At 41.0% G+C, this 17683-nt stretch carries 15 protein-coding genes; 1 reads left to right on the top strand and 14 read right to left on the bottom strand.

Going from position 1 to position 17683, the window contains the following annotated elements:
- Positions 1-71: 71 nt before the first annotated feature.
- The 6 genes from uvrB to BLP57_RS04270 all read right to left on the bottom strand — a co-directional run bounded on the left by uvrB (position 72) and on the right by BLP57_RS04270 (position 9891).
- The gene (gene uvrB, locus BLP57_RS04300; protein ID WP_092069623.1) at positions 72-2060 is read right to left on the bottom strand and encodes an excinuclease ABC subunit UvrB; all 1989 of its coding nucleotides are present in this window, start codon (positions 2058-2060) and stop codon (positions 72-74) included.
- A gap of 518 nt (positions 2061-2578) precedes the next feature.
- The gene (locus tag BLP57_RS04290; protein ID WP_015527045.1) at positions 2579-3127 is read right to left on the bottom strand and encodes a hypothetical protein; all 549 of its coding nucleotides are present in this window, start codon (positions 3125-3127) and stop codon (positions 2579-2581) included.
- Between the two features lie 32 nt (positions 3128-3159).
- Positions 3160-3972: an HAD-IIA family hydrolase gene (locus BLP57_RS04285; protein ID WP_021652318.1), complete on the bottom strand. Its 813-nt coding sequence runs from the start codon at positions 3970-3972 to the stop codon at positions 3160-3162.
- A 161-nt stretch (positions 3973-4133) separates the two neighbouring features.
- The gene (locus tag BLP57_RS04280; RefSeq protein ID WP_092069620.1) at positions 4134-4934 is read right to left on the bottom strand and encodes a helix-turn-helix transcriptional regulator; all 801 of its coding nucleotides are present in this window, start codon (positions 4932-4934) and stop codon (positions 4134-4136) included.
- A 351-nt stretch (positions 4935-5285) separates the two neighbouring features.
- On the bottom strand, positions 5286-6683 hold the full coding sequence (locus tag BLP57_RS04275; RefSeq protein WP_092069617.1) for an MFS transporter: 1398 nt from the start codon (positions 6681-6683) through the stop codon (positions 5286-5288).
- Between the two features lie 169 nt (positions 6684-6852).
- The gene (locus BLP57_RS04270; RefSeq protein ID WP_092069614.1) at positions 6853-9891 is read right to left on the bottom strand and encodes a glycoside hydrolase family 2 TIM barrel-domain containing protein; all 3039 of its coding nucleotides are present in this window, start codon (positions 9889-9891) and stop codon (positions 6853-6855) included.
- Between the two features lie 199 nt (positions 9892-10090).
- On the opposite strand from BLP57_RS04270, the gene BLP57_RS04265 reads away from it, so the two are divergent.
- Positions 10091-10954, top strand: a complete 864-nt coding sequence (locus BLP57_RS04265) for an AraC family transcriptional regulator (RefSeq protein WP_092069611.1) — start codon at positions 10091-10093, stop codon at positions 10952-10954.
- An 88-nt stretch (positions 10955-11042) separates the two neighbouring features.
- Here BLP57_RS04265 and BLP57_RS04260 read toward each other — a convergent pair whose 3' ends face one another.
- The 8 genes from BLP57_RS04260 to BLP57_RS04225 all read right to left on the bottom strand — a co-directional run bounded on the left by BLP57_RS04260 (position 11043) and on the right by BLP57_RS04225 (position 17408).
- The gene (locus BLP57_RS04260; protein ID WP_242872550.1) at positions 11043-11522 is read right to left on the bottom strand and encodes a hypothetical protein; all 480 of its coding nucleotides are present in this window, start codon (positions 11520-11522) and stop codon (positions 11043-11045) included.
- A gap of 344 nt (positions 11523-11866) precedes the next feature.
- Positions 11867-13477, bottom strand: a complete 1611-nt coding sequence (locus BLP57_RS04255; RefSeq protein WP_092069608.1) for an amidohydrolase — start codon at positions 13475-13477, stop codon at positions 11867-11869.
- Between the two features lie 3 nt (positions 13478-13480).
- The gene (locus tag BLP57_RS04250; protein ID WP_021652308.1) at positions 13481-14932 is read right to left on the bottom strand and encodes an alanine/glycine:cation symporter family protein; all 1452 of its coding nucleotides are present in this window, start codon (positions 14930-14932) and stop codon (positions 13481-13483) included.
- Complete coding sequence (locus BLP57_RS04245) at positions 14925-15107, bottom strand: hypothetical protein (protein ID WP_015527038.1); 183 nt, start codon at positions 15105-15107, stop codon at positions 14925-14927. The genes BLP57_RS04250 and BLP57_RS04245 overlap by 8 nt, the downstream gene beginning before the upstream one ends.
- A gap of 129 nt (positions 15108-15236) precedes the next feature.
- Complete coding sequence (locus BLP57_RS04240; protein ID WP_022426452.1) at positions 15237-15767, bottom strand: EutP/PduV family microcompartment system protein; 531 nt, start codon at positions 15765-15767, stop codon at positions 15237-15239.
- A gap of 18 nt (positions 15768-15785) precedes the next feature.
- Positions 15786-16217 carry a BMC domain-containing protein gene (locus BLP57_RS04235; RefSeq protein WP_044961969.1) on the bottom strand — a complete coding sequence of 144 codons (432 nt, stop codon included), beginning with the start codon at positions 16215-16217 and terminating at the stop codon, positions 15786-15788.
- 11 nt (positions 16218-16228) lie between these two features.
- Positions 16229-16594, bottom strand: coding sequence for a BMC domain-containing protein (locus BLP57_RS04230; protein ID WP_015527035.1), 366 nt, complete (start codon positions 16592-16594; stop codon positions 16229-16231).
- 310 nt (positions 16595-16904) lie between these two features.
- Positions 16905-17408, bottom strand: a complete 504-nt coding sequence (locus BLP57_RS04225) for an NUDIX hydrolase (protein ID WP_092069605.1) — start codon at positions 17406-17408, stop codon at positions 16905-16907.
- Between the last annotated feature and the right edge of the window lie 275 nt (positions 17409-17683).

Genomic DNA, 17683 nt, shown 5'->3' with positions numbered 1-17683 from the left:
AGATCGAGCATACCCGGTAACACCCCTGGCTGTAACAGCCAGGGGTGTTGTACTGTCAGCTGCTTTGCAGCCTATTCCATTAATTCTTCCAAATTCTTCTTTAATTCAAGCATCTTGTCTCTCAGCTCAGCAGCCTGCTCGAAATTCAGGTCTGCTGCCGCAGCACGCATCTGCTTCTCTACCTGAGCGATCACCTTCGTCAGTTCTTTTCGGTTCATGGATTCCGGATCCTTTTTAAGCTTCACTTCTGTCTCTGCCACCTTCTTCGAAACAGCGATCAGATCACGGACCGCCTTCTTGATCGTGGTTGGAGTGATGCCATGCTCCCTGTTGTAAGCCTCCTGTATCGCTCTCCTTCTTTCTGTCTCCGAGATTGCTTTTTCCATGGATTCTGTCATATTATCTGCATACATGATCACATGGCCTTCGCTGTTTCGTGCTGCACGGCCGATGGTCTGTACCAGGGATGTTTCCGAACGGAGGAAGCCCTCTTTATCTGCATCCAGGATCGCTACCAGCGTGATCTCCGGAATATCCAGTCCTTCTCGCAGAAGGTTGATCCCGACCAGCACATCAAACACATCCAGGCGCATATCGCGGATGATTTCCGCACGTTCCAGAGTGTCAATGTCTGAATGAAGGTATCGGACACGGATTCCCAGATTCTTCATATAATCGGTAAGGTCCTCTGCCATACGTTTGGTCAGAGTCGTGATCAGGACTTTATTTTTCTTTTCAATTTCCTTATTTACTTCTGCTACAAGATCATCGATCTGTCCTTCGATCGGACGCACCTCCACCTTCGGATCAAGAAGCCCTGTAGGACGGATGATCTGCTCTGCGCGGAGAAGCTCATGGTCATATTCATATTCTCCCGGTGTCGCAGATACAAACATTACCTGGTCAAGCTTGTTCTCGAATTCATCAAAGCTCAATGGACGGTTATCCTTGGCAGATGGAAGTCGGAAGCCGTAATCCACCAGTGTCTGTTTACGGCTCTGATCACCGGCATACATACCGCCAACCTGGGGAACTGTCTTATGGGACTCATCTATAATAAGTAAAAAATCATCTCCGAAGTAATCCATCAGTGTATACGGTGGCTGCCCCGGTGCAAGCCCTGTCAGGTGCCTGGAGTAGTTCTCGATCCCGGAGCAGAATCCCGTTTCCTTCATCATTTCCACATCAAAGTTGGTACGCTCCGCAATTCTCTGAGCCTCGATCAGCTTATCCTCACTTTTAAAGTATTCCACCTGCTGCTTCATCTCTTCCAAAATGGCATCTGCTGCACGACGGATCTGCTCCTGAGGCACAACGTAATGAGATGCAGGGAAAATCGCTGCATGGCTTTCCACACTTTTGATCTCTCCGGTAAGCACATCGATATCTGTGATACGCTCGATCTCATCTCCGAAAAACTCCACCCGTACTGCCCGGTCTGTAGAATTCGCCGGAAAGATCTCCAGCACATCACCCCGGACACGAAAGGTTCCACGGTGAAAATCCATCTCATTTCTTGTGTACTGGATATCGATCAGCTGTTTGATAACCTCATCACGGTCCTTCTCCATTCCAGGGCGAAGAGAGATCATCATATCAAAAAACTCCTGAGGTGCACCTAAGCCATAGATACAGGATACCGATGAAACTACGATCACGTCTTTCCGCTCACATAAGGCCGCTGTGGCAGAAAGGCGGAGTTTATCGATCTCGTCGTTGGTGGATGCATCCTTGGCGATGTAGGTGTCTGTGGAAGGAACGTAAGCCTCCGGCTGGTAGTAGTCGTAGTAGGAGACAAAATATTCCACTGCGTTCTCAGGAAAAAATTCTTTCATCTCGCCGTAAAGCTGGGCCGCCAGTGTTTTATTGTGGGCAAGTACCAGAGTTGGTTTATTTAACTGGGCAATGACATTCGCCATTGTGAAAGTCTTACCGGAGCCAGTAACACCAAGCAAAGTCTCGAACTGGTTGCCTTCTTTAAATCCCTCGACCAATTTCTCGATGGCCTGGGGCTGATCGCCGGTTGGCTTGTATGGGGCTTTTAATTTGAACTCATTCATGGTAAATCCCTCCATTTGTGACTTTTACTATGATCATTATCAGCCAAAAATTCGTATCCAGATTCGTAACGAAAAGCTCATTTTTATAGTGAATAGATGTGTTTCTCACCTCGTTACGAATAAAAGTCACAAAACTAATATTTGCGGATAAAACAGCACTCGGAAATACCTGAAAATACTAACCTCCGGTCCTGTCATATTTTTACTGTTTGTTCTTGTAACAGTCCCTATTATATCAAATAAATTTTTGAAAGTATATAGATTAACGCAAGAAAAAAGTACAAATGTTCGATTCTTATTTGTACTTTTTTCTTTTGCCGTCGTACGGCAGATAATTATTTCTTATTTTTAATTGAAAAAGAATTTTTATAATATCGCTTATTTTTATATTTGAAAAGTTATCCCGCTTTTGCTTACCATATTATTTCCTTAAATTAACATTCATGTAACGCCCAATATTACGCAAATTCATCGAGTCCTCTACAAACTGAAGTTCATCCCAATATGCAGACCTTTGATTATACACGCTTATAAATTATTGGTTCATCATATCCAAAAGTTCTCTTTCCATTAACTTCCATGCTTTCCGATACTTCCAGAAAATTGTTGGAAAACTTTTCCCAAAGTTTGAATGTCATTACCGGAGAGAACTGGCTTGTGCTGCCTCCCTCCCAAATTCCGTCCTTTTCATGATAAAGTGCCGGATTAAATTTTTCAGATTTTTCTAGTTTAGAGTAATCAACATTCTTCATAGAATCATATGAAAATGTATTTTTATCTTCTCCTTTTGGAATTTTATAAGAAGAAAGTAAAATTCCCTGTTCTATTTCCGTGATAAGGAAAAGATGTGGAGATGCATGACGTTTTCCATTAATTTCATAATAACTCTCTTCAACAACAAATTTTCCTTTGAAATCTTCAGGAAGGTTATTTATTTTGTCATTACAGATTGTATTTACATGTTCCGCATATGGATATGTTTTCCCTTCTGCCTGCATCTTATTAAATTGATCCTTATTATCAAAATGTCCTGTCATCATTCCTACAAAATTATCAAGTTTCATCATATACTTTACCTCCTGGTATTTGCCTAATCACACTATTCCTCTTTTGCTTTTGCCATACTGGCGATATCTCCCACTCCATTCAATACCATTGTCGGAAGATAAGCATAAGTTTTGAGTGTATCCTTCGTTGAACATCCAGAGAGAACCAATACAGTAGACATACCACTTTCCATTCCTGAAATCACATCTGTATCCATACGATCCCCAACCATTACAGCTTCTGCTGAATGACATCCAAGCATATTCAATCCTGTTCTCATCATCAGTGGATTCGGTTTCCCACAGAAATATGCCTGTGTACCTGTTGCCATTTCTATAGGTGCAATCAATGCACGACAAGCAGGAGCAATGCCGTTCTCAATCGGTCCAGAAACATCTGAGTTTGCTCCGATCAGCTTTGCACCTTTCAGAACTAAATTCGTTGCTTTCGTTAAAGTATCCAATGAATAGGAGCGTCCCTCTCCCACAACAACATAATCCGGATTTACATCATTCATTGTGATACCTACATCATAAAGTGCATTTAACAGGCCGGCTTCTCCTATCACAAATGCCGAACAGCCTGCCGCCTGTTCTTTTAAAAATGCGGCTGTTGCCAATGCACTGGTATAAAAATGTTCTTCTGGCACATCAAGTCCCATCCTAGCCAGTTTCTGATTTAATTCTCGTGGTGTATATCCACTATTATTTGTCAAAAACAAATATTCTTTCTTTTCATCATGCAACCACTGGATGAATTCTGGAACACCTGGCAATATCTGATTGCCATGATAGATCACACCATCCATATCACAGATGAATCCTTTTTTTTCATTAAAATCGATTATGGATTTTATCATGTTCATATGCGCCCTGCCTTTCTTGTTTCTTTAGAATACACCTTACTCTTTTCATAATAAAATAAAGCGCTATTTTCTACAAATATTTTTTTATTATATCATCCACACATGAAATCAAATACATAGCACTGTAAAATCAAAGTAAATATTTCGATCAACAGAACCTTTTATGACAACATCTCTTTCACACAAGTACTTCGATAATCACTTGGTGATATTTTATATCTTTCTTTAAATACTCGGTTAAACGTTCTCTGACTTTCAAATCCACTATCCAGACAAATATTTGTAATAGAATCACTCGTATTTTCCAAACGATGGCATGCATAGTTCAGCCTTGCATCATTAAGATATTGATTAAAGTTTCTATGGAATGTCTTGGAAAAGAGTCTGGATAAAACATATTTGCTCACGCCCAGGTCTTTTGCCATCTCTTCCAACGAAAACTTCTTCTTGAAATTTGCTGATATATAGGAAACTGTCTGGTAAATAAGATCGTTGCTCCCCACACTGCTCTTTTCTACCAAATTTAATTTTCCTATGCAGCGTGCCAACACAATTTGAAGATATGCCTGTGCAACAGTAATATCCGACTGTTCTGTCTCTAAAATTGCATTTATAACCCTATATACCTCCGGTTCAACCTTTTCCGCTTTGATGATTGGGTATTCAGGAGCCATGGATTGCATGATATCTGCAAATTTGACTATCGTAAATGGCGATGCAATCAGATAAGTCGCTTTATTTACACCGGGTGTCAGTACCTGATAGTGATGAATAACATCTGGAAATACAAAGCCTATATCTCCTTTTTCCATATGGTATAGTTCCTGTCCGACACCAAGTTCTAATGCTCCACTTGTTACACAAACGATCTCCAGTGCATTATGAAGATGTGGTTCAATATGTTTTGACTTCCTATTTATTGCTATGATCTCCTCTTTTGTGTCAACATATTTTAACTGCATGAAATACTCCCCTTTGCAACATTTGTCTATATCTTCTTTCGATTTGGCAAGCAATCCTTTTACACCTATCTTATAATCAACTTGTAAATAAGGAAAGGAGGAATTGCAAATGAGCAACCTAAAAAAATATCTGAATGACCTTTTAGTATTCTACACTGAATATTTTGAGCATCCTTACCATGTATAAATACTAAAAGGACTATTTTGTGAAAACTGAATATTTTCTTAAGGCCATTTCACAAAAATGAAGTGGTCCTTTTTTATTTTCAAAATACAGTTCAATCACTTTATATATAGAAAAAAGCACTGTCTCATCGAGCAACGACCAGACAACGCTTTCTCCTGTCAATTCTAATTTATGTCTGATGCATCTGTTACTTCATCTGCAGCAATTTCTTTTTCTGCTTTCAGTTTTTTATTTGCATCTTCTACATTCATTCTTGAAAGTACAAACATAATCAATACATCAAAGATTAACGGAAGCCAAAGATACATAAACTGCATCATATCAAGTGCAGACTGCGGCTGAGTTGCATTTGTTCCGATATATCCACTCAACTCAAGCAACCATCCAACAACAGCGGTTCCAATACCTCCACCGATTTTTACGCCAAGAGAAGTACAAGAGTACATCGTTCCGTCAATTCTCTTTCCCTGTGTAAGATAAGTGTATTCAGAGCAGGATGCGATAACTGCATTCATATCTCCCTGCCATGGTCCCTGACCTAAAGCTGCAAGAGCTGTAAATGCCATCATCAACGGAACACTGCCCATATATCCTGCAACAACAACAAGTGCTCTACCGATGACTGCTAAGACATAACCTCTTAAGTTCAGTTTATACATACCTTTCCACTTACCAACTAATGTCGGTGTGAAAATCAGAGCAATGATCAGTGGAATATTTACTGCCCATGCAAATTGTCCAAACAAATTCTTATTTTTCAGTACCCATGTCATGTAATAAATGCCAGCTCCAATCATGGCACTATATAACTGCTGTAAAATATATGTTCCACAAATCATCATGTAATATTTGTTTTTAACAAGAAGCTTGAATGCCTGTACCATTCCGTACTTTTCATTATCATCCTTTACTTCTCCTTCGTTAAGTTCTTCCTCAGGAAGTTCCTTAACTGAAAGTGCTGAAATCGTATTTACGATCAGACCAATGATTGCATAGATAATAGCAACCGTTCTCCATGCCGCAGCATCTCCACCACATTTATCTACAAATCCAACTGTAATCGCCTGAATCAGAAGACTTGTTGAAAATGCAAAAATAAAACGGTAAGATCCCATCTGTACACGCTCTTTGCTGTTCTTTGTAATCAGTGACGTAAGTGCTGAATAAGCAATATTGTTTGCTGTATAAAACACACCATTTAACAGTGTATAAGAGATAAAGAACCATGCATATTTAGCCGTTGTTCCCAAACTGACTGGTATTGCAAAACAGCAGACCAGCGTAATGGCACAACCAATATATCCATATAGCATCCATGGTTTCGCTTTTCCCATTTTACTGTGTGTTTTGTCAATCATTGATCCAAAAAATATATCCGTAAAACCATCAAATAGTTTTGATACGGCAATCAGGGTACCTACGACACCTGCAGCAAGTCCTACTGAGTCCGTCAGATAGACCATCATAAAAGATGTCAGGAACGCATAGACTACATTACCTGCAATATCGCCTGATCCGTATCCAATTTTGTTATACCATTTCAAATACTTTTTTTCTTCCATCGAATTTCTTTGCTCCTCATCTTCATCGCACTTAGAATTTCAAGATGTCTAACAGAGTATGATGTCTAATTCTAGTTTTTTCTCTGTTTTTGTCTGATTGCTCTGTATATCCGGACTTTACATAACAATCAGACTCTCTTTCCTTGTTTACGGGTTACATGAAACTTTATTATCCCTTTACATACGGTATCAGTGTAAACTGAAACCGGAATAATACATCATCAAATCGGTACTGATCCAATACAACTGGACCACAACTATTAGAACCAATGCCATTTAATGCGTAGTCAACGCAAAATACTACACTATCTGATTCTGTCAGTTCATAATTATGCGTTTTCTTCTCAAGTTCTTCCTGCGTATAATAAGAAGCATTGAATGAAAATGCCTTTTCTGCGGATGCCACAATTCCATATCGGCTGTTGTTAAGCTCTACATATTCACAATCATAATGGCTTCCATTTTCCTGTGGGCGAATATAATCCTCATGCAAATCATCTACATTTGCCTGATACAAACCGTGGCTCGCAGCCTGATGTTTGTCACAATAGCTTTCCTGTGGGCCCATTCCAAAGTATCGTGCAGCTGAAAGTTTTTTATCCAGGAACATCCTCACACCAAATCTTGGCAGGTCCGGAAATTCATCATCTTTTGTTACTGCAATATCTGCATCAATCTTTCCAGCAGCTTCTATTTTCCATGTGATCGTCACATCAAGAATCTTCTGTACTGTCTCTGCCACAACGGAAGCATGGCTTGTAATTTTCACACCATGCTTTCCCTGCACAACCTCTGTCGTATAGGCTCTTGTGTAAGCCTTATCATAGTGGGCTTTCTTCCATTCAGACTTGATGTACATATCGTTATCTGTTGGAGCTCTCCAAATATTTAATTCCATCGGATGGTTCAAGTATTCCCGCCCTGCGAATTTCATCTCTGTAAAGAGTGCAGTACGTTTGTCTATGGTATAAGCAAATTCACGCCCCTTGATATGAATCTGTGTATCATTTTCATTTACCTGTAATTCAGAGTCCACTACTGTTTCTGGTATCCATTTCTCTGCAAGTTTACATTTTGTATCCTCTTTACTTACCTCAATTTCATCAAATCCAAGAATATGGTCTTCATCCAACAGTGGCAATTCTTTTTTCAGATGGTAAATAAGTTTTAAATAACATTTCCCATTCTCTGGAACATTGATCTTCAGGTTTGTTTTTCCTTCCCCATGTGGTGCCACAGAAAACTCCGGAAGTATGCCTTTGCTGATCACAAGACCATCCTGTGTCAGCTCATAACTAATCTTCACATAATCTTTCAAGTCATCAAAATCCATGTAGTTATGAAGCACCAGTTCTCCGCTTTCTTTGTCATAGGAAATAACCCTTGCCGGGCGATAAACATTCTTGTATTCCAAGAGTCCTGTATGTACCGTTCTGTCCGGATATACTAATCCATCCATACAGAAGTTGCCATCATGAATTTCTTCGCCATGGTCGCCCCCATAAGCATATATAGTCTTTCCATTCTCAGCAGTTCCATGAGCAATCGCATGGTCACACCATTCCCAGACAAAGCCGCCGCACATTTTATCATTATCCTGAATCATCTGGAAGTAATCTTCAAAATCTCCAGGTCCGTTTCCCATGCTGTGACAGTACTCTACCAAAAGGAAGGGTTTGCTTCCATCTTTATCCAGATATTCCTGAATTTCGGAAAGCGCTGGGTACATCCGGCTGTACACATCCAGATTGCTGTAATCATATGTTTCATCATAATTACGGTATCTTGCACTCTCATATTGTGTGATACGGTCTGGATCAAAATTCTTTGTCCATTCCAGTGCTTTTTCAAAGTTGCAGCCATAAGCACTCTCATTTCCCATTGACCACATAACAATACAGAAACGGTTTTTGTCACGTTCCACCATGAGTTTTACGCGATCAACAATTGCCTCTTCCCATACCGGATCATCTGCAATCTTCTCATTCCATCGTTTGAACCGATTGTAATCAGTGTCTTCTTTTCTGTAGATCATAAATGGACCATGAGCTTCAATATCTGCTTCATCTATTACCATGAATCCATACTTGTCACACATTTCATAGAAAAATGGTGCGTTCGGATAGTGGCTGGAACGGATCGCATTAAAATTATGCTGCTTCATTAACGTAAGATCGGTTGTAATCTGTTCCGGATTGATTGTAAATCCAGTAACCGGATCAGAATCATGTCGATTGACACCACGGAATTTAATCTTCTGTCCATTTAAATAAATAACCTGGTCTTTAATCTCTATCTTTCTTAATGCAATGTGATCTACAATTACTTCATTCTCTGTTTCAAGAATCAGTTTATATAGATATGGATTTTCTGTATTCCAAAGTTCCGGACTTGCGATTTCTAATACAGCTGTTCCTTCTTCAGCAATACTTCCTAGTGCTACAACTGCTCCGTTTCTATCTTCAATCGAAATTTTTACATTTAACGGAGAGTAGAATTTCATTTCAATTTCTACTTTCGCAAGCATATCCTCAATTCTTGTTTTAATATGATAATCACTGATTGCCTGTTTTGGGCGTTTCAAAATGTACACATCCCGGAAAATACCACTCATACGGAATTTGTCCTGATCTTCCAAATAGGAACCATCACACCACTTCATTACCAACACTGCCACCGTATTCGTTCCATCCTGAAGTACATCGGTAACATCAAACTCACTGGTCATATGCGAAACCTGGCTGTATCCTATGTAAGAGCCATTGATCCATACGTAAAAGCAACTGTCTACTCCTTCAAAGTTCAAAAAAGATTTTGGCGCTTTCTCATCTCTACTGTACTCAAAAGTATGTACATAGGCTCCACACGGAATGTCCTGTGGCACATATGGTGGATCAAACGGAAATGGATACCGGATGTTTGTATACTGGTGTGTATCATATCCAGCCATCTGCCATACACTTGGAACCTGAATCTCATCAAAATTTTCTGTATCATAATTCTTCTCAAAGAAAGAATCCTGAATGTCATAGATGCTGTTAAAATACTGGAATTTCCAAGTTCCATTCAATAACTGCATACGATCTGACTCTTCTCTGTGTTCCACCAAGTTATCCATTCTTCTGGATGCCGGAATATAATAGGCTCTGGCTGGCATTGTGTTTTCGTGCAGTACGCTTAGATTTTCATAATAACGTGGTACGATCATAAATAGCTCTCCTCCAATACATATACTTTTTTGTTCTTTGTTTTCCTAAAGCAAACCTTATACTTTACTTTTTGTTTACGTTCCTTAGTTATGTTATATATAGCTTATCCTAATTCGCAAAATATGTCTATGAATTGGATTAGACAAAATATGCACTAAATGATACAATGATAAAAAGTACGAAAAGAGGTGCTGTCCTATGTATTTGAACACCGGTTATTTGAACCACTCACATATGGATTTCAAAGACAAAAGTCGTCCGCTGATTGTAGGTAGCTGTGGTACTTACCGTCTTTCCAGACATCCCAAACTTCCGACCTACCGTCCAAAGGGTCGTCTGGATTATCAGATTATATATATCACTGCTGGTTGTGGGCATTTTCATTTTGATAATGTAAATAATGAAACGATTGTTCCAGCCGGCAACATTGTACTGTACAGACCGAAAGAACTCCAAAAATATGAATATTACGGAAAAGATAAGACAGAAGTATACTGGATTCACTTCACAGGAAGCAATGTGAAAAATATCTTACGTCAATATGGGTTTCCGGATAAAGAACGTGTCTTTCAAGTGGGTACATCTAATGAATATGAACAAATTTTCAAACGTATCATTATCGAGCTGCAACGCTGTCAAGACAATTATGAGGAAATGCTTGTCCTTTTGCTACGTCATCTTCTGATCAGTTTCCACCGGGAACTGACAAGAGAGCACATATTAAAAAATGAATACCTTGATCATGAGATGGATAATGCTGTTACCTTTTTCAGTGAAAACTACAATCAAAATATCAATATTGATGATTATGCTACCTCACGAGGCATGAGTGTCAGCTGGTTTATCCGAAATTTCAAAAAATATACCGGTTCTACACCAATGCAATTCATTGTGGGAATCCGCATCAACAATGCTCAGATGTTACTTGAAACAACAACTTATTCCATCCATGAGATTTCTAAGATTGTCGGATATGATAACCAGCTTTATTTCAGTCGGCTTTTTCACAAGCTGAAAGGATATTCGCCGAGAGAATACCGAAAAATAAGAAATAGGTTATGAAATCTATAATGTCATAAAAACTAAATATCAAAAAAGGATGCCAACGAATCAAAGCAGATTACGTGACATCCTCTTCTTTTTATTAGTGCTATTTTATAAATTCAACCGAATAGTAATACATGTACTCATTATCTGTATCTATATGCTCCCCTGCAATATCCTGTATTGGCAACGAGCTTAACCCTTTTTCTCCATAAATCAGTGCTGCTAATCCTTGCTCTGTTCTATACTCTATCTTGCATTTGTTTTCAATAGTCGTTGCTGATCTTCCATAATATTCCCTGTTTTTAACTCCCTCCAAAATTGGTATTTCTGTCATATATTTTGAATATTTATCTGCTGCGATGAGCTTTGCAGTAAAATTATCAAAATCCGGTGTAATGACAATCAATCCATTTGTGGAAGATTTCACATTTTCATAGGAAAGTTCCAAAACTTTTTTATGTGAAACTCGTTGTCCAAGCTGATATTCTGACAAGTAAATAGATAACGTTTTAAATGTATCCCTTGAATTGTATCGAAACCTCATTGTTCCATCAATTCCTGATAACAATTCAGCAGTTTTCATTTCTATACTATCTGAGTCTACTGCTTCAATATAGTTTTGTGGTTGTCGCAATTTATTACATACGATGGATCCAAAAGTAACCATAGATATTCCCACTACAATTTGAAATGATCCATACGGTTCTCCTTGTTGTTCTGAAATTTGTGGATATGTAAATACTGCCTGTTACTATATAAGAGAGTGCTTTTATCTTTATTATTGTTGCTTTTACAGTATATCATTCAGCGTAAAAAAAGTATAGGACAACCGAATATTTGTTCTGTACTTTTTACTGCACCACACAAAAAAGGCAGAGCCTGCTCCACTCAGACTCTGCCTCTCACTTTTTTCTTTTTATACTGCCGTCATTCTTCTACTTTTCTCTCATAAACGATCTCACCGCCAAGAACTGTCATATCCACTTTCGTGGTCTTGATCTCATCCGGATCAATCTTATAAATATCTTTCTCCAGAACTACGAAGTCTGCATTTTTTTCCACTTCGATGGTTCCGTTCTCGTCTTCTGTATAGGAAGCGTAAGCTGCGTTTTTTGTAAAAAGCTTCACCGCCTCATCTACAGACATTTTTTCGGATGGAATCCAGCCTTCCTGTGGCTGACCGCTGATATTTTTGCGGGTGACTGCAAAATAAATATTCTCCATGGCATCAAAGCTTACCACAGGAGCATCCGAACCGCCGGACGTATGGATTCCCATATCCAGCATGCTCTTCCATGCATACACCTTATCCATACGGTGTGCGCCGATGGCAGGTTCCACTGTGTTCATATCCAGATCGATAAATACCGGCTGGATATATGCCAGAAGATCCTGGTCTTTCATCCCCTGCAAAATACGCGGATTGGTGATCTGGCAATGTACGATACCATGTCTGCCCTTTTTATTATCCTTCCGGTAAGGAGATTTCGCTGCTGCCTCAATGACCATATCCATTGCACGATCACCGATACAGTGTACCGCTGCCTGCATCTGATGCCGGTCAAAAAAAGCAAACAGATCGTCAAGCTCCTCCTGACTGAATGTGATGATCCCGGTATTTCCCGGCGAATCCTCGTAAGGCTCATTCATGGCCGCTGTTCTTGCACCAAGGGAACCATCCTGGATCAGCTTCATCGGTCCGACAGTAAAGTGATCCCCCCTCTGTCCGGTACGATATCCTTCCTCAATAAAAGCCTTCGCATCCTCCGCCCGCTCAAAAAGGCACTGCTCATAATGGCGGATACTCAACTCTCCTCTGGCATCCAGTGCCTTGTAGGAGGCCATGATCCGACGCCAGTTTTTTCCCGGAAGTGAGGCAAGATCATCGGACTGTACACCTGTAAATCCACATTCATTCAGCTTCTTCGCACTGTATTTGATGTAGTCTTCCACTTCTTCCTGGGATGGTGCTTCCAATACGGAAGAATAAAACTGTACTGCATTCTCCTTCAGAAGTCCGGTATCCAGGTCAACCTCCTTCTCAATCTCCGGGAACTCCGGGATTTTTTTCAGAAGCTCCAGACCGCAGCTGTTGCACACAGCCACATGCCCGCAGACACGCACCATAATGATGGGGATTTCCATTGAGAGCACATCCAGCTCATCCTTGTGCGGATAGCGTGGCTTATCAAAATGTTCCTCATTCCAGCCTCTGCAGTAGAGCCAGGTCAGCTTCTGACCTTTGCTCTCCTCCAGTCTTTTTTTTGCTGCGGCAAGCATTTCCTCAACACTTGTGCAGTCAAACAGTTTTACAGATCTTTCCACAAATGCATAATGCAGCATATGCATATGTGTATCCACAAAACCGGGCAGCATCAGCCTTCCCTTAAGGTCGATCCGCTTTTTGCAGGAAAAAGCTTCCGCTTCTTTATCAGTTCCCACAAAAACGATCCGGCCATTTTCGATTCCCACAGCCTCTGCCACTTTTTCACTGTCATCCAGTGTTCTTATACATCCGTTAAAAAAAATTGTATCCACTGTTTATTTTTCCTCTTTTTCTTTTTTATCCTCGTAGAAAAGTGCCATATCCTTGTCTACCTTTCCGATTCCCATGTAACGCGCCTTGTAATCCTTCAGCAGTTTAAAGAAAGTACCACTTAAGATAAACAATGTGGCAACATTTACAAATGTAGGGAATACGGTTGTAAAGTCTGCAATTACCCACAGCTGCGCCGGTGTTCCGTTTCCGTAAAGAGTAAGCACTGTGACCAGAAGACCCCATAATGGTGTTCCAAGGATAAAAACCTTCTCTGCAATCTTCAGAACCTTCTGATTATTTTTCAGCCAGTGCTTCAGGATCACGCTGTAGTAGGTGAACCATCCGGTTGATGTTGTTAATCCAAAAAGAAAAATACTGATCGCGATCAGTGCTCTCGCAATGGAGCCCATTCCAGACTCAAATGCTGTCAGTGTCAGCTCTGATCCCTGAAGTCCTGAATTCCAGTAGCCGGTGATGATAACAACAAGACCTGTCATGGAGCAGACTACGATGGTGTCTGCAAATACCTCAAATGCTCCCATCAGTCCCTGTTTTACAGGATGGTCTGTCTTTGCGGAAGCATGGATCATAGGAGATGTTCCCCAGCCTGCCTCGTTGCTGTATACGGAACGGGCAAAGCCAAGACGCATTGCTGTTGCAACACCGGCTCCCATAAATCCGCCGACTGCCGCCTGTGTTGTAAATGCACCCTTGAAGATCAGTCCAAAGGTTTCCGGCAGCTTGTCAAAATTCACTACCAGTATTGCGAGAGAGCCTACAATGTAAAGCATACACATGATCGGTGTCATATAGGAAGAGATCACGCCGACTTTCTTTACACCGCCGATGATGATCAGATAGATCGCTGCCACATACAAAAGTGACGGTACGATGTACGGCAGGTGGAAGGTACTTCCGACAGCCTCTGATACTGTATAATTCTGCAAAGTAATGAACCATGTCATGAAAATACAGCCGCCGAACAGTACTGCAAAAAGTTTCCAGAAGGGAAGCTTTTTCTCTCCGCCAAGCCCCTTCTGCATGTAGTAGGTCGGGCCTCCCTGGTACTCACCGTTTGGCTGTTTCTCTCTGTAGTATACAGCAAGTGTTACCTCTGCCATCTTGATGACCATGGCAAGAAGCGCTGCGATCCAGAGCCAGAATAATGCCCCAGGTCCTCCTGTTGCAATAGCCGTTGCAACACCGGACATATTGGATACACCAACAGTACCTCCGATCGCAATGGAAATAGCCTGGAACGGTGTCAGGCTCTTTCCGTCATCTCCGCCTTCCTGGCGACGTTCTTTACTGAACATGTTTTTCACAATGTAACCAAAATGGCGAAACTGGAAGAAACCGGAACGTACTGTCAGATATACGCCTGTAGCGAGGATCGTGATCAGCAACGGCAGTCCCCAGAGCCAGTTGGTCAGATTTTCAAATAATTCAAACATCTTTTCCTCTCCTGTCCTTCTTATTTTTTGTCTTTTGCATCCACTCGGAAAATCTGTGTATAGAATATAAAAAATCCCCGGAACATGAAGGCAGATACGGATACCCGGTGTTCCCGACATACAGCTCTTCTGCCATATATCTGCGAGCCCCGTTTCTATCCTCTTTATCCTTCATGCTCTGGGGATCTTACATTTCAGCCCACGAATCTTCCAAACGATGACAGTATATCACAGTTCCGGAGGAATTTCTACTTTTTCTGTTTGAATTTTGTATTTTTATTCATTTTTCGTGAATATTACTATTTTACCGTATGGATTCCGGATACTCCACCCCTTCCGGCATGGAATCCCATTCGTTAAGGCCAAGGCTCTGCTTGAATTTCGCCTGTTCAAGCGTAAGCGTCGGGAGATCATCCTGCAGATAATCCATCAGCTCGCTGATGCCTTCCCTTGTCTTGTTATTTACCATAAAGATCCTCTCACAGCCCATGTTCTCCATCCACTGTCTGACCATGGGAATGTTGGCATGGGGAGAATCCACCTTGGTGATGATCCCGATCAGCGGCCGTAGTAGAAAATTCCTGCTGCCGTCACTAAACAGGTTAAAGGGCTCATTGGCTGCCTGTACAATGGCGATCACATCCGCCTCAAAGGAAAAGCAGGCCAGTCCTACGCTGAAATGCTTGGATTCCGCATATTCTCCCGGTGAATCAATAGTATCTTCATTTGTATTGGTATACTGAGTCTTATGATAATGAAGCTCTTCCCCTTTAAGCGCCTGTGTCAGGGATGTTTTGCCGGCTTCACTTCGACCCATCAGAAAAATTTTTTTCATTTTTTATCCCGTCCTGCCTCAGCTTCTGTGGATCTTACAGACATCGAATTTCAATGTCTCATGGAAAAATCGTACCACTTCCTCCACGGCTGTCATCACTTCCGTAAAACCGCCTGTCAGGATCAGCGTCCCGCAGAAACGATCCATAAATCCTACTTCCACATGAGCTGCCTTCACTGCAACATCTGCCGCAACCACGATTGCCTCCCAGGGTGTGACACGGACCATGCCGATGGCATCTCCTCTGTGATCTTCACCTTCATGAACACCGATATGTAACGCAAGATTCTCATATATCGATCTGTCATTTGGTGTAAAAACATGTGCAAAGGAAAGCTCCTTTCCAGGTACTCTCACCCGGGTCAGCCGAAGTCTTCTTCCCTTAAGGTTCTCATAATCATCATGAAACAGCCTCTCCAGCAGTTCTTCCTTTGTTATCCGTTCTTCCATGGTACACTTCCTTATCTCTTGGTGATATTGCATACTACATATCCCAGAGTATCACGGAAATAATCCACGATCTCCTCCATTGCAGTCTGCACATCGGAAATCTCTCCTGTTATGATCAGTGTTCCTGTAAAACGGTCTGCAAATCCAAGATACACATTACCGCTCTTCACAGCAATATCGGATGCGATCACAGCAGACTCGGAAGGTGTCATGTTCATGATACCAATTGCAGATGATCCATAGTCCACCTGCGGATTCAGTCCAAGCTTCTGATATATGATAGGTGCCGGACCACCCATGATATGGGCAAATGTGATCTCCTTACCGGCTACGGTTTCCTGTACGATTCTGATCTGATCTCTATGTTCATCCGCCATTGATGATTCCTCGCTTTCAAAATTTTATATTATTCTCGATCTGATAATATTGGATAATTTTATAAGCCGGATTTCATTCATCCGGCTTACAGCTTCCTAAAGTCAGGCAGATCTTTGAAATCCGCTCTGCTACCTGCTCATGGTCAAAAAACAGTCTGGCAGTTCATCTGATTTAATTTTACTATTTACCAATTTTAATGTCAAGACAATTCTTCGAAAACAAGTCAAAAAACAACGTTTTTAAAAATATAAATCCACAAAAAACAACATTTATTTTCAAATCCTCGCGGAAAACCAGTCAGAAATCTGCTCAGAACTCAAACACCTTCTTAATACTGTCATAATGTAGGAATTTTCCCTCTGCGGCAAACGCCCGGATCTGCTCCAGGGTTGCAAACATATATCCGTCTGTCTCTTCTGTCTGAAGCTTCAGATCCTTATCCTCCACATCCATGACAAAACGGTACACATCCACAAAGTAATTATCTCCTTCCCCCGGGTTCTCTCTTTTATATGTAAAAAGGTATCCGCCCTCTGCCTCACTGGCGTCCAGTCCGGTCTCCTCTTTCACCTCACGGAGTACTGCATCACGGGAAGCCTCTCCTGCCTGGGCTGCACCGCCGGAAACCTCCCACCAGCCCGGAGCCCAGGCCTTTGTCATCACACGTTTAGTAATAAGAAAGGTCTTGTCCGGTCTTGCTACCACGCCCAAAACTGTCAGATGATACTCTCCATCCTTTAAACACCAGTCATTGCGCTTCATAGTTCGTCCTGTCGGTTTCTTATCTGCATCGTAAATATCCCAGAATTCCATTTTTCTATCTCCTGTCTTTTTTACATTTCACGGTAATATGGTCTTACATTTCCGTCTCCCCGTGTTCTGTATCTTTTTTATTTGTTATGATACCACGCTAAAGTCCTGTATGTAAACCCTGGAATCTGCTACCCTTTTCCAGTTATTTTTTTTCAGCTGCTATCTGCACATTCTGCTCCTTTTATCTCATAAGAAAATCTATAGATTATTTTTATTATATCACTTGTATTATGAATTAGTTTTATAGATATTTTTGTTATATAATTAACACAAAC

It is taken from the genome of Blautia sp. SF-50, assembly GCF_900101315.1.
Lineage (GTDB): Bacteria > Bacillota > Clostridia > Lachnospirales > Lachnospiraceae > Blautia_A > Blautia_A fusiformis.
Note: the sequence above shows the minus strand (reverse complement) of the source record. Positions and strands in the feature narration are given on the sequence as shown.

Excerpts from the sequence above, each read along its gene's own strand:
- uvrB (WP_092069623.1), bottom strand. The coding sequence starts at position 2,060 with ATGAATGAGTTCAAATTAAAAGCCCCATACAAGCCAACCGGCGATCAG.
- BLP57_RS04290 (WP_015527045.1), bottom strand. The coding sequence starts at position 3,127 with ATGATGAAACTTGATAATTTTGTAGGAATGATGACAGGACATTTTGAT.
- BLP57_RS04285 (WP_021652318.1), bottom strand. The coding sequence starts at position 3,972 with ATGAACATGATAAAATCCATAATCGATTTTAATGAAAAAAAAGGATTC.
- BLP57_RS04280 (WP_092069620.1), bottom strand. The coding sequence starts at position 4,934 with ATGCAGTTAAAATATGTTGACACAAAAGAGGAGATCATAGCAATAAAT.
- BLP57_RS04275 (WP_092069617.1), bottom strand. The coding sequence starts at position 6,683 with ATGGAAGAAAAAAAGTATTTGAAATGGTATAACAAAATTGGATACGGA.
- BLP57_RS04270 (WP_092069614.1), bottom strand. The coding sequence starts at position 9,891 with ATGATCGTACCACGTTATTATGAAAATCTAAGCGTACTGCACGAAAAC.
- BLP57_RS04265 (WP_092069611.1), top strand. The coding sequence starts at position 10,091 with ATGTATTTGAACACCGGTTATTTGAACCACTCACATATGGATTTCAAA.
- BLP57_RS04260 (WP_242872550.1), bottom strand. The coding sequence starts at position 11,522 with ATGAAAACTGCTGAATTGTTATCAGGAATTGATGGAACAATGAGGTTT.
- BLP57_RS04250 (WP_021652308.1), bottom strand. The coding sequence starts at position 14,932 with ATGTTTGAATTATTTGAAAATCTGACCAACTGGCTCTGGGGACTGCCG.
- BLP57_RS04245 (WP_015527038.1), bottom strand. The coding sequence starts at position 15,107 with ATGAAGGATAAAGAGGATAGAAACGGGGCTCGCAGATATATGGCAGAA.
- BLP57_RS04240 (WP_022426452.1), bottom strand. The coding sequence starts at position 15,767 with ATGAAAAAAATTTTTCTGATGGGTCGAAGTGAAGCCGGCAAAACATCC.
- BLP57_RS04235 (WP_044961969.1), bottom strand. The coding sequence starts at position 16,217 with ATGGAAGAACGGATAACAAAGGAAGAACTGCTGGAGAGGCTGTTTCAT.
- BLP57_RS04230 (WP_015527035.1), bottom strand. The coding sequence starts at position 16,594 with ATGGCGGATGAACATAGAGATCAGATCAGAATCGTACAGGAAACCGTA.
- BLP57_RS04225 (WP_092069605.1), bottom strand. The coding sequence starts at position 17,408 with ATGGAATTCTGGGATATTTACGATGCAGATAAGAAACCGACAGGACGA.